The 12392-nt window shown below is 66.0% G+C and carries 11 protein-coding genes; 1 reads left to right on the plus strand and 10 read right to left on the minus strand.

Features of this window, described 5'->3' with window-relative positions; all coding sequences use genetic code 11:
* Positions 1–673 (plus strand): DNA alkylation repair protein (locus FJ386_09555; protein ID MBM3876948.1); only part of this gene is annotated, 673 nt, incomplete at its 5' end.
* Positions 674–688: 15 nt separating this feature from the next.
* Here FJ386_09555 and FJ386_09560 read toward each other — a convergent pair.
* The 10 genes from FJ386_09560 to FJ386_09605 form a co-directional block, all read right to left on the minus strand.
* Entirely contained in the window at positions 689–1786 is a 1098-nt protein-coding gene (locus FJ386_09560; protein MBM3876949.1) for a hypothetical protein, read from the minus strand.
* Positions 1783–3306, minus strand: a complete 1524-nt coding sequence (locus tag FJ386_09565; protein MBM3876950.1) for an alpha-amylase — start codon at positions 3304–3306, stop codon at positions 1783–1785. The genes FJ386_09560 and FJ386_09565 overlap by 4 nt, the downstream gene beginning before the upstream one ends.
* A gap of 146 nt (positions 3307–3452) precedes the next feature.
* Positions 3453–3848: an ACT domain-containing protein gene (locus tag FJ386_09570; GenBank protein MBM3876951.1), complete on the minus strand. Its 396-nt coding sequence runs from the start codon at positions 3846–3848 to the stop codon at positions 3453–3455.
* An 87-nt stretch (positions 3849–3935) separates the two neighbouring features.
* Entirely contained in the window at positions 3936–5138 is a 1203-nt protein-coding gene (gene lhgO / locus FJ386_09575; GenBank protein ID MBM3876952.1) for an L-2-hydroxyglutarate oxidase, read from the minus strand.
* A 454-nt stretch (positions 5139–5592) separates the two neighbouring features.
* Entirely contained in the window at positions 5593–6480 is an 888-nt protein-coding gene (locus tag FJ386_09580; GenBank protein MBM3876953.1) for a metal ABC transporter permease, read from the minus strand.
* Between the two features lie 110 nt (positions 6481–6590).
* Complete coding sequence (locus FJ386_09585; GenBank protein MBM3876954.1) at positions 6591–8057, minus strand: ABC transporter; 1467 nt, start codon at positions 8055–8057, stop codon at positions 6591–6593.
* 57 nt (positions 8058–8114) lie between these two features.
* Positions 8115–8963, minus strand: coding sequence for a metal ABC transporter ATP-binding protein (locus tag FJ386_09590; protein MBM3876955.1), 849 nt, complete (start codon positions 8961–8963; stop codon positions 8115–8117).
* 17 nt (positions 8964–8980) lie between these two features.
* Positions 8981–9838: a transporter gene (locus tag FJ386_09595; protein ID MBM3876956.1), complete on the minus strand. Its 858-nt coding sequence runs from the start codon at positions 9836–9838 to the stop codon at positions 8981–8983.
* A 111-nt stretch (positions 9839–9949) separates the two neighbouring features.
* Positions 9950–10891 (minus strand): ABC transporter substrate-binding protein, encoded by a 942-nt coding sequence (locus FJ386_09600; protein MBM3876957.1) that lies wholly within the window; start codon positions 10889–10891, stop codon positions 9950–9952.
* Positions 10892–11111: 220 nt separating this feature from the next.
* Positions 11112–12359, minus strand: a complete 1248-nt coding sequence (locus FJ386_09605; protein MBM3876958.1) for an A/G-specific adenine glycosylase — start codon at positions 12357–12359, stop codon at positions 11112–11114.
* Between the last annotated feature and the right edge of the window lie 33 nt (positions 12360–12392).

Consider the following 12392-nt stretch of genomic DNA (forward strand, 5'->3'; position numbering starts at 1 on the left):
GCTCGGCACCGACGGCTACAAGCGAGTTATCTTCAACCACGGCGTGCGCGAGCCGTGCTACGGCGTCAAGATCGAGGAGCTCAAGAAAATCCAAAAGCGCGTGAAGATGGATTACCCGCTCGCGCTGGACCTCTTCGACACGGGCGTTTACGACGCGCAGTATCTGGCCGGGCTGATCGCCGACGACGCGAAGATGACGGCGAAGGACTTGCAACGCTGGGTCAGTTCGCCGAACTGCGCCGCCATCGCAGGGACGACGGTTGCCTGGGTCGCCGCCGGCAGCCCGCACGGCGCGGCGGCTGCCCTCAAGTGGATCGACTCGAAAAACGAAGTCGAGGCTCTCGCCGGTTGGGCGACCCTCAGCAGCCTTGTTGCCATCACGGAGGATTCGGACCTCGACCTCCCGCTGCTCAAGCGCCTCCTGCAGCGCGCGGAGAAGTCGATGCTCCAGGCGCCCGATCGCGTTCGTTACCAGATGAACGGCTTTGTGATCGCCGTCGGTTGTTACGTGGCCGCGCTCACCGACGCGGCCATCGGGGCCGGGACTCGCCTCGGGCAAATCACCTGCGACATGGGCAACACGGCGTGCCAGGTGCCGTTCGCGCCCGACTACATCCGCAAAGTGCAGGCGCGCGGGACGATTGGGAAGAAGCGCAAGTCGGCAAAGTGCTGACCGCGCGCGTGGATGTCACCGCCCGTTCGGCGGCGCGGCATCGAGCACGGCGGCGTTCAGCAATCGCGCGGCGCGGTTCGCCTTCGTTTCCGGGTTGCCGGGCGAGGCGTCGTGGTCATCAATCACCGAGTCGTTCCACGAGACGACCAGGTTCCAAGAGGGCACGATGATGAGCATGCGTTTCCCGCCGTGTCCCGCTGCGATGAAGGTCTCCGGCGGAAGGTCACGGTAGAGGCGCTGGCCAAGCGCATTCGTGCGGTTGAGCCACCAGTTGAAGGAGTAGAAGCCCGGCCCCGCGGGCGTGATGTTGCGCGTGCCGCCAATGCTGCGCTGGCCCTCGATCATCGCGGCGTCCCGGCCGGCGGTGCGCGGCATCGCCGGCGGCACGACCGAGCCGAGCATCGCATCGAAGGCCTTTGCCTCGACGAGCTGCCTGCCGTCCCAATTCCCCCGGTGGAGGCACAGCAGGCCGAACCGCGCGAAGTCGCGCACGCTCAACGCGAGGCGGCCGGCCCGGGGCTTGTCGAAGCTGATCGCATCCTCGAACTGCATCGGCGCGGCGAGTCGTGAACGAAACACCTCGATGCCCGGCTGCTTGAAGACGCCCGTCGTGAGCGTGTCGTAATAGAGCGCGAGCGCAAAGTCGTTGTAGGAATACGCGGCGCCCGGCGGCTCGGTGAGCCCGTATCCGGACGTCTGCGACGCGAGGTGCCGCCACGTGATGGCGGCGTCCTTGCCGTTGGGGAGAGCCAGCAGCCGCGGCTCGAAGTCGGCGACGCGCGCGTCCGGACTCGCGAGCCTCCCTTCGGCGATGGCGAGGAAGAGCATCGTGCTGATGACGGGCTTCATTGCGGACGCGACGTCGTAGCTTCGCGTCTGGTCGCCCCAAGTGAAGGCCACCTTCCCGTGACGGACAACGCAGCCGCGGCCGGCTGCGAGTTCGGACAGCGTGGCGAGTTTCCCCGCGGAGAGTCGCGCCTCGGCGGGGGTGCACTCCTGCCAGCATTTGCCGGGGAAGACCGAAGACCCGGCGGGTTCTGCGGCGCGCAGCGGAACGGGCACATGGCCGATCACCAACGACGCGAGAACCGGGAGTGCGAACGAACGCTTCATCGCGGGGCAAATTTCGGCGCGTTTGCGCCACCGACGTGGCGCGGCTTCGGCGTGAAGTGAAACACTTGCGCCGCGTGCCCCGGCACGTCGAGGAACAGGCCCGGCTTGACGAGTTCCGCGCCCGTTCGGTTGTAGCGTTCCGGGCCAAGCAGGTCCGCGAGGTGCCAGTTGAATTCTCCGAGCCGGTCGCCCGGCAGCGGCACAAAACACTGGCTCTGATACGGCGCGAGGTTCACGACGACGAGGTCGAACTCGTCGGGATGCAACTGCCAGTGGACGAGGATGAAGTTGCGGTCGGTGTGATTCTCGCCCCACACGCGCACGGGCTTGAGCAGCGCGCCGCGTCCGCGACCGATCGCGGTGGACTTGAGCGTGGTCAGAAGCCCCTCGTAGAGCGCCACCACCTCCGGGTCGGCCGGTTCATCAAGCCGCCGGCCAAGCTGGACAGGCAGCCGAAGCTGCGCGCCCGTGAGCTGGCCGTCGTGGAGGAGCCGCATGCCGGGCATCCCGAGCACGAGCAGCGCAGCCGGACGATGCGATGTGAGCGGGAGCCAGGATGCAATTCGCAGCTCGTCGTGGTTCTCCAGAAAGTGCGCGCTCCTCGCGATGAATGCGGGCGGCGCCTGGAGCAGGTGGTCCTGCGCCTCGTCGTAGTTGTGTTGCGCGAGGTGATCGTAAAGCCACTTGTCGTAGGTGAAGTCGAAGCCCTGCTCCTGCAACCGCGGTTCCAGGTCCCAGTAGACTTCACCGAGAAACAAAAAGTCGGGCCGGCGCGACTTCACTGCGGCGATGGCTGCGGGCCAGAATTCCGCGCCGACTTCCTCGCCCAGGCACGGAAACGATTCCCAGGTGCGCGCGAACACGTCCTGCAAGAGCAGCATCGACATGTCGCAGCGGAGGCCGTCGCACTTCGCGGCGAGGTCGACCAGCAACTCGGTCATCGCGTGATGCGTGTCCGCGCGGCGGAAGTCCAGTTGCGCGGTGTCCACCCACGGCGGGAAGTAGGGGTCCTTGCCGTGCGCGATCCAGGCGGTGCCGCGCGGGGTTTCTTCCGGGAACGCGCCGATGGCGGGCCCGGCGCTGCGCACGAAGAGGTCCGCCCGTTCCCGCACCCACGGGTGATCGAGGCCGAGGTGGTTGGGGATGAAATCCAGAACGAGCTTGAGCCCGCGCGCCTTCAGTTGCTTGCGGAACTGACGCAGCCCGTGTTCGCCGCCCAGCGCGCGGGGCACGCGAAACTCCGACACGGCATACGGTGAGCCGGGCACGTCGGCGGGCTTCCATCCGGGCAGCACCTTGTCGAAGGCGGCGCGGAGGTTTGGGTCGTTCAGCGCGTGCGCTCGCGCCCGTGCGCCCGTGGTCCACGCGCCCATGAGCCAGATATGCGTGAAGCCGAGCCGTTCCCATTGGTCAAACTCCTCCTCGGGCACATCGCCGAGGCGGACCGGGCGGCCGTGCTTCCCGGCAAGCCCGCGCAGCCAGCAGCGGGTGTTGATTTCGTAGAGCAGGGGAAACGGCATCGGGCGGGGTTCGGTTTTCAGGATTCAGTGCTCAGTCGAACGGCGGGCGCAGGCAGCGGCACCGGACTTCGAATGCGATGGACTCAACACTGGATCCTGAAAACTGAAAACGGAATACTCCTTCCGGCGCCCGCGCCCCCGGCGCATCAACTGTTCAGCGCCTTCAGCGCCTTCTGCGGGTTGTCCACGCGCAGGACGAGCACGCCTTTGCGCGCGTCGGGCGCGGTGGCGCTGTAGCAATACTCGATGTTCACCTTGGCCGCGGCGAGCCGGCGCGCAATGCGGGCGAGCGAACCGGGCTTGTTGTCGCCGTCGGCGAGGATCACGTCGTCGTCCACCACGAGCGTGCCGTATTCCTCGAAGACATGAATCGCCCTCTGCGGGTCGCTCACGATCATGCGGATGACCGCGTGGTCCACGGTGTCGCTGGTGGTGAGCGCGTGAATGTTGATGCTGGCCTCGGAGAGCGCCTCGCACACACGGGCGAGCATGCCGGGGCGGTTGTCGAGGAAGATGGCGAGTTGCTTGACGATTTGAGGCATATGCCGAGATGGGTTCGCGTCCGTCGCGCCGGGGTTGATGGCCGTAGTAGACCAGCCGCGGGCGCGCGCCGCAAGTCGGAGTTCCACTTACGCCGCAGCGCCGGCAACCTGCCGGGCGATCTCGCCGCCGATGGCGAGCGACGCCGTCGCGCCGGGGCTCGGCGCGTTGAGCACGTGCAGCGCACGCGGCCGAGCCACGAGGCAGAAGTCCTGCACGAGCTCGCCCGCCGGTGACATGGCCTGCGCGCGAACTCCCGCGCCGCCGGGCACGAGATCATCCTCGCGCAGTTCCGGCACGAGCCGGCGCAGGGAGCCGCAGAAGAGCCGCTTGCTCAGCGAACGTTTCACTTCCTCCCAGCACATCCGTTTGTGCCGGCCGAGGAATCGCCACAGGCCGGCGAAGCCGAGCGCATCACAGAGGTCGCGCATGTTCACGTCGGACTTGCGATAGCCCTCGCGCGCGAAGGCGAGCACGGCGTTCGGCCCCGCCTCGATGCCGCCCTCGATGAGCCGCGTGAAGTGCACGCCGAGAAACGGAAACACCGGGTCGGGCACGGGGTAGATCAAATGCCGCACGAGCGACTGCCTCCCGGGCCGAAGCTTGTAGTATTCGCCGCGGAACGGGACGATGCGCACGTCGCGCTTCTCGCCGGCCAGTTCGCTCACGCGGTCGCTGTGCAATCCGGCGCACGTGACGATGAAGTCCGCCTCGTGGTCGCCCGCCGCGGTTTTCACGATCCAGCCGGTCGCCCGCGTTTCGAACGCTGTCACCCTCGCCCCGGTCATCACGCGTCCGCCTTGCTTTGATATCTCCCGCAGCATCGCCGCGCACACCTGCGGATAATCAACAATGCCCTCCTGCGGAACCCGCAGCCACGCGACGCCGGCGACGTGCGGCTCGATCGCCAGCGCTTCGTCACGCGTGAGCCACTTCAAGCCTTCCAGGCCATTTTGTTCGCCACGCCCGTGCAGTGCGCGCAGGCGCCCAACCTCCGAATCATCCACAGCGACCACGAGCTTGCCGCACACTTCGTGCGGAATCCGGTGGTCGCGGCAAAACGCCGTCATCTCGCGGATGCCCCCGACGGCGAGGCGCGCTTTCAGGGAGCCGGGTTTGTAGTAGAGGCCGCAGTGCAACACGCCGCTGTTGTTGCCGGATTGGTGGCGCCCGACGGCATCCTCCTTTTCGAGCACGGTGATGCGGGCGTTGGGCAATCGCCGGCCGAGCTTGAGCGCGGTGGCCAGCCCGACAATCCCGCCTCCAACGATGATGTAGTGGGGCGAAGCCAAGCGGCGACATCGTGTGCAGCGTGCGCCGAGGGGTCAACCCCGAAGGCTCGCGAGAGGGGCTACGCCTTGAAGAACACGTGCCCGACGAGAATGCCCCACCACGGTAATGAACGCGCCAGCAAGCACGACCTTGCGGTGCGGTTGTTTCTCGGCCGGCATGGCTCTGTCCATCATCGCAGTGAGCGCGCGCGGCCAGAGGAGATACCCGGCGCCTTTGACCACGCAGCGCCAGCTCATCAGCGTGATGACATCACCGAGTCCCGCGCCCATACGTTGTGGCCGAAGGCGGCTGCGCTGCCCACTTGCAAGTAGAGCCAGCCGAGATGCAGCGGAAGAAACCGGCTGCCGCTCCATTCCACGAAGAGGTCCGCTCACAGCCGAGCCCGCATCCAGTGCGAGAGACCAATGACAAGCAACCCGACGGAAACCACGCGTTCGATGAGGAGTTCGGGTGTCATCGCGAAGCGGCCGCAGGTGGGGCGCCGGATTCCGGTTCGTTCGCGGTTGTCCTGAGCCAGCGACGCGACAAGCCTCGCTCCGGTCCGAACACCCACGCCAGCGTGAACAGGCCCGTCGCAGCCACGACCATTGCGCCCGCGACGGAGCAGTTGAGCCACGTGGCAAGATGCATCCCAAGCACCGAACTCAGCGCCGCGTGAATCACGGCGAGTCCGTGCACGAGCGGTAGCCGGCAAGCGAGCAGCGACGCGGTCGCGCCCGGCAGGATCAGCATCGCGATGACAAGGATGGCGCCGACGGACTCGAACGCGCTCACCACGACCACCGACAGCCAGCTCATGAGCGCGTAGTGCACAAGCGTGGCGTTGATCCCGAGCGAGACGGCGAGCCCGGAGTCGAATGAACTCACGAGCAGTTCCTTGTAGAAAACCAGCACGAGCGAAACGGTGACCGCCGCGACAACTGCCATGCGCAGCACCGTCGGCGGGCCGAGCGGGAAGCCGGCGACGGACACGATCGGTTCGAGCGGGATGAACGCGATCTCGCCGTAGAGGACGCATTCCTGGTCGAGATCCACCTTCGCCGCAAAGATGTTGATGAGCACCACGCCGAGCGCGAACAAGCTCGTGAATGCGATGCCGATGGCGGAGTCCTGCTTCACGCGCGTGCGCTTGTGGATGGTCTCGATGATCACGGTGGTGACGACGCCCGCCGCGAGCGCGCCGAGGAACATCGCGACCGAGCCGCGGCTGCCTGTGAGCAGAAATGCGATCGCCATGCCGGGCAGCACGCTGTGGCTGATGGCATCGCCCACAAGCGCCATGCGCCGGAGGATGAGGTAATTGCCGACCAACCCGCACGCCGCAGCGACGAGGAAGCCCATCAGCACAATCCAGCCCGTGCTGGCGAACTGCTCGGTCCATGGCTCGACAAAGACGCGGTGCGCGCCGAAGGAGGGGATGAGTTGGGTCACGGCGTGGTGTGCTGGGAATGTCAGATCCTCCTGCCGTATCCGACGAGTTCGTCGCGGCGATCGACAGCGGCGCCGCGGCGAAGGTCGGCGAGGCTCGGGATCGGCCGGCCGTGCGGGTCTTTGGTGGGTGATTCGAGGCGGCGTTCGAGTTGGAGCACTGTTTCCTCGCCGAGCACGTGCTCGATTTTCTCGGCGTCCTCGTGGACGTGGTCGGACGCGATATGCGCCTCGTTCGTGAGGTAGAGTTCCCAGAGCCGGTGGTTGCGCACGATGACGCACGCGCGCGTCCAGCCCTCCGGCGTGAGGTGAACCATGTTGCCGTCCTCGGTGAGCGTGGCGAGTTGGTTGCGACGGAGCGCCTGCACTTCACGCGAGGAAGCCTCGACGGTCATGTGGCGCCGCTCGGCGAGTTCGCGCAGCGAAACCCCCTCGCCCTTGAAGTCGCGCGATTCGAGCACGTGATAGAGGGCCTTCAACGTGTTTTCGCGTCCGACGCGGCCGGATTGCGACCGTCGGCGCCACCACTTCGCGAACACGCCATGGCGCGGGCCGAAAAGAAACGCAAGCGCGAACACGGCCGTCGCGCCGAGCACCATGCACGGGCCGGTCGGCAGGTTGTTGCCGAGGAACGAGAAGAAGCAGCCCGTCGCGCCCGCGCCGAGCCCGAACGCCGCAGCGAGCAGCAGCATCCGGTGCAGCCGGTCGGTGAGCAGATACGCCGCGGCTGCGGGAGTGATGAGCATCGCGGAGACGAGCACGACGCCCACCGCCTGCAGCGCGATGACGACCGCGAACGCCAGCAGCAGCATGAGCGCGTGGTGCAGCCACTTCACCGGGAAGCCGCACACGCGCGCGAACGCCGGGTCAAAGCTGGTGACGAGGAACTCCTTGTAGAGAACCCAAACCGTGCCGATGGCCAGCGCGGTGACGACGGCCATGAGGGTGACGTCGTTCGCGCCGATGGCCGCGGCCTGGCCGAAGAGGAACTTGTCGATGCCGCTCTTGTTCCCGGTGGGCAGGCGCTGGATCATCGTCACGGCGCAAATGCCGACCGCGAAGAACGAGGCGAGCACCATGCCGAGCGCGGTGTCTTCCTTGAGCCGCGTGGTCTGCTGGATGACGCCGACAAGCACGGTGCCGAGCAGTCCCGCGAGCGTCGCTCCGACAAAGATGGCGACGGGGTCCTTGCTCATGTTCCAGAGAAACCCGAGCGCGACGCCCGGCAGCACGGCGTGCGAGAGCGCGTCGCCCATGAGCGCCATCTTGCGCACGACGATGAAGCCGCCCAGCAAACCGCACGACACGCCGAGCAGCATCGAGCCAATCAGGGCGTATCGAACTGACGGATCCTGGAACGTGAAGAACCGCAGCGCCTGCGCCCAGATGGGCGAATCGGCGAGGTCGCCGATGCGGGAAGCGTGGGCTGTCGCCGCGCACAGCAGCAGGAAGGCTGCGATGAGCAGCGACGCATGGGGCGAAGCCCTCATCGCTGGATTGCCGCGTGTGGATGGGGTTGCTGGCGTGTGCATGCTCCTCACCACTCGCTACTGACTCGCCTTCGCCCTCACTGCCTCGGCGACTTCGCTCAAAATCGTCAGCCGGCCACCGTAGGTGGTTTGCAGCGTTTCGTGGTTGAACACCAGCTCGGTCGGGCCGAAGGCGACGAGCCGCATGTTCAGCAGCAGCAGCATGTCGAAATAGTTCCGCGCAGTCGGCAGGTCGTGATGAACGACGAGGAGGGTCTTGCCGCGGTCTTTGAGCTCGTGCAGCAGGGCCACGATTGCGCTTTCGGTCGCGGCGTCCACTCCGGCGAACGGCTCGTCCATGAAATAGAGGTCGCTCTCCTGCGCGAGCGCGCGAGCGAGGAACACGCGCTGTTGCTGGCCGCCGCTCAGGTTGGAAATCTGCCGGTTCGCGTAGGGCAGCATCTTTACCTTGTCGAGGCACTCGCGTGCCTTGTCGCGGTCGGCGGCCGATGGGCGCCGGAACAAGCCGAGACGCCCGTAGCGGCCCATGAGCACAACGTCCATCACGTTCACGGGAAAATCCCAGTCCACGGACTCGCGCTGCGGAACGTAGCCGATGCGGGTGAGGCTCCTCGCGATGGGTGCGCCAAAGATTTTCACCCAGCCGCTGCTGAGCGGGAGCAAACCCATCGCGGCCTTGATGAGCGTGGATTTGCCGGCGCCGTTCGGGCCGACGATGCCCACGAGTTTGCCGTGCGGGACCGCGAGGTCGATGCCCCACAGCACCGGTTTCTTGTGATACGCGACGGTGAGGTCGTGGATTTCGAGCGGGGGCGGCTCGGAGATGGGGGGACTGAAGACTGAGGCCGGGGGAGTGCTGGACGGAGCTGTCGCTTCCCGCGATGCGAGTGACTCGTTGGGTTGCATGGATGGATTGTGCGCGGCTACTTGCGCTTGAAGAAGTGCTCGAACGAGAGGTAGAGGAACACGCCGTAGTCCGGCGCGGTGCGCGTGGCGCCGATGGGCGCGGCGATGCCAAGCACGAGCTGGCGGTCGCCGGCGAGGTTGAACGCCTTGCGCACGCCGGGCGAGACCAGCAGGGAGAGCGGGCGCGTGACGCGACCGGCGGCGTTGACGCCCTCGTTCCAATTGGCGGCGCCTTCGATCAACAGGTGGAAGTCCTCGCGCGGGCAATAGATGAGGCTCGCGGCGGCGCTGTAGTTCTGCAGCACGCGACGGGGCGCGGGACCGGCGTTCGGAAGCCAGGTCATTCCCGCGTTGGCGTGGGCGAACCACTCGTCCGAAAGCGCGGTGCTGAACGGCAGGTTCGCCTGCAAGCCGAGCGTGTCCGAGCCGAAGCCGCGATTCGCATTGCCTGACGGCAGCACCAGACTCACGCGCGGCGCGAACGCCGTGAGCGATTCCTCGTTGTAGTAAGCCTGCAAGCGGTAGTTGAGCAGCGTGTCGTTCAAGCCGCTCGTCCTCAGCGCGCCGGTGTCCACAAAACTGAACGGCATCGTGAAGCTCAGTTGGTGACGCTGACTCACAAGCGGCCACTCCTGCGTAAAGGTGAAAGTCCACGCCGAGACATCAGGTCCGCCGAGCAAGTCCCGGCCCAACTGCGCGTTGAAGATGTGCTGCACCACGCCTTCGGGCTGGTTGTAGGCCTCCTCGACGAGGAACGAGTTGTCCATGATGCCATCGACGGGGCGGCCGGGCTTTGCGGCGTCCGCGGCGGGAAGTTCGGTGGCGATTGAGGCGAAGGCTGTGGCGATGATGAGGATGCGGTCGGTTCGGTTCATGCGAGTGAGGTTTGGGGATTGGGAGTAAGATCAGAATGCCGAGCGGGAGCAGGACGGAATCACGAGTTGGTTCATAATCCTCATCGTAATCCTGAACCTAATCTCCCGCCGTTACTTCAATGCTTCAACAATCGTCGTGAGGTTGTGTTTGATCATGCCCTCGTAGGTGCCGAGGTCGTAGCCATTCTCTATCTGGCCGGGTGTGCCCATCGCGTCGGAGAAAAGTTCGCCGCCGACCTTGACCTTCGCATCCTGGCTGATGCGCTTGATCGCCGCGGGCGAGACGCTCGACTCGACAAAGACCGCCTTCACCTTGTGCTTCTTGATGAAGTCCACGAGCTTGGCCATGTCCTTGAGACCCGCCTCCGTCACGGTCGAGACGCCCTGCAAGCCGACAACCTGAAATCCGTAGGCGCGGCCGAAGTAATTGTAGGCGTCGTGGCTGGTGACGAGGATGCGCTTCTCCTTCGGCAGCTCGGCGGACTTCTTGAGCGCCCACTCGTGAAGGGCCGCAAGCTTGGAGCGAACCTCCTCGCCTCGCCTTTCGAAGTAAGGCTTGTCCTTCGGCGAAAACTCGCCAAGCCCCTTGACCACCGTGTCGGCGCACATCGCCCACAGCGTGACGTCGAACCACACGTGCGGATCGTAGTGGCCCTCGAACTCCGGCGGCTCGAGGAGCTTCTCGACGGGAATGGACTCGCTGAGCGGGTAAACGAATTTTTTGGTGCGCGCGAGCTTCGCGAAGACATCCTGCATCTTCCCCTCGAGCACAAGGCCGTTGTAGAAGATCACGTCCGCCTGCTGGAGCTTCACCACGTCGGCGGCGGTTGCCTTGTAGAGATGCGGGTCCACTCCCGCGCCCATCAGGCCGGCCACCTCGATGCGATCCCCGCCGACCTGCTTCACAAGGTCGGTCACCATGGACACGGTGGCCGCAACCTTGATTTTGGCCCCCGCGGCCCGGCTTTCGGGAAGGAGCATGGCGGCGGCGGCCGCGGCCACCACGGCGAGGAAGAGTCGGCGATTGGGGTTCATGGTCGTTCGAATTCGCATGCAATCAATGGCGGCGCGCTGCCGCAATCCGGGTGGACAGTATCCCATGCGGAGTTTGAGTCAATAAGGAAAGTTAGTCTTGACTATACTGCCTGCAACTGGCCGGAACGAGCCCGGCGTGGCGGTCATCGCCGGGGGCAGGGTGGTTCACGTCCGTGCGACCTGGTCGTGGAAACTGCCTCGGGCTGGCGGTGGCGACCGGAGAGCCGCCTGGACGGGTTCAAAGGTCAACGTTCCCACGCGCGCGGCGCGCGAGAGGCGGGTCGTTGTCGCGAGGTGTCACAACATCCGCGGGGCAGTTCAGAAAGGCTTCCCGAATCTCCGAGTGCGCGCGGGCGAACGGAAGGGCGCGAAGTTGCGCGCGGGTCACCCAAACCCCGCCCGCGACCGGACGGCTTGCGCGCCCGCTTGCAAGAAACGCGTGCACTTCCATCCGATCTCGCATGATCGTGTGACGCACCGAGCAGAGCCGGTTGCCTGGGGCCGCACGTAGGGACGTTCGGAGTTTGTCCCGCGCCGGCTCGACACCCGCGGCGCCTGGCTCGACCTCCAGGTTCGGGAATTCCCACATCCCACCGTTCACGCCGTCCATGGGACGCTGGCGGACCAAAACCCGTCCCCGGCGGAAAGCGACAATCGAGACGAACGTCCTCACGAGTGTTTCGTGCCGGCGCTCTTTGAGGGGAATCCGGTCTTCGACGCCGAGTTTGCGGGCTTCGCAGTCATGGAAGAGCGGGCAGTCTTCACACCGGGGCGACCGCGGTGTGCAGATCAGCGCGCCCAGTTCCATGAGCGACTGGTTCAGCGCAGAAGATGCACCCACACGCGAAGCCGCGCCTTCGAGGCGTTGAAGTCGAATGGCCCGACCGCGGGTGCCCGCCATGGAAACGAGCAACGCCGCGAGGGCCCAGAGTTTTCGCCGGACCGGTGGAAGCCGCGGCGATTTGCGCATGGCGAACACCCGCGCGAGCACGCGCGTCACGTTGCCATCGACGATCGGCGCGGGGTGGTTGAAGGCGATGCTCGCAACCGCGCCCGCCGTGTAGCGCCCGACGCCGGGCAGGGCGAGGATCGCGTCGAACTCGCGGGGAAACCGGCTGTCGTTCCGTTCCATGATGTCGCGCGCGGCCCGTTGTAGATGTCGCGCGCGCCGGTAGTAGCCGAGCCCCTCCCACAGCTTGAGCACTCGCTGCTCACGCGCAGCCGCGAGCGAGGCAACGTCCGGCAACTCGCGCATCCAGCGCTCAAAATAGGGCACGACTGTTTTCACCTGCGTCTGTTGCAGCATCACCTCCGAAATCCAGATGGCATACGGGTCGCGCGTCCGGCGCCACGGCAGGTCGCGCGCGTTTGCGCCGAACCACCGCATCAGCCGCGGGACCATGCGCCTGCCACGCGCGCGGTCGGCGGGCTTGCCGCCATCCTGCAACCTGGAACTCGAAACTTGGAACTTCCCCGGGCGAGTCATGGGTTGCGCGAGGATAGTCGCCGCGCCTACGAT

The organism is Verrucomicrobiota bacterium, assembly GCA_016871675.1.
GTDB lineage: Bacteria > Verrucomicrobiota > Verrucomicrobiia > Limisphaerales > VHCN01 > VHCN01.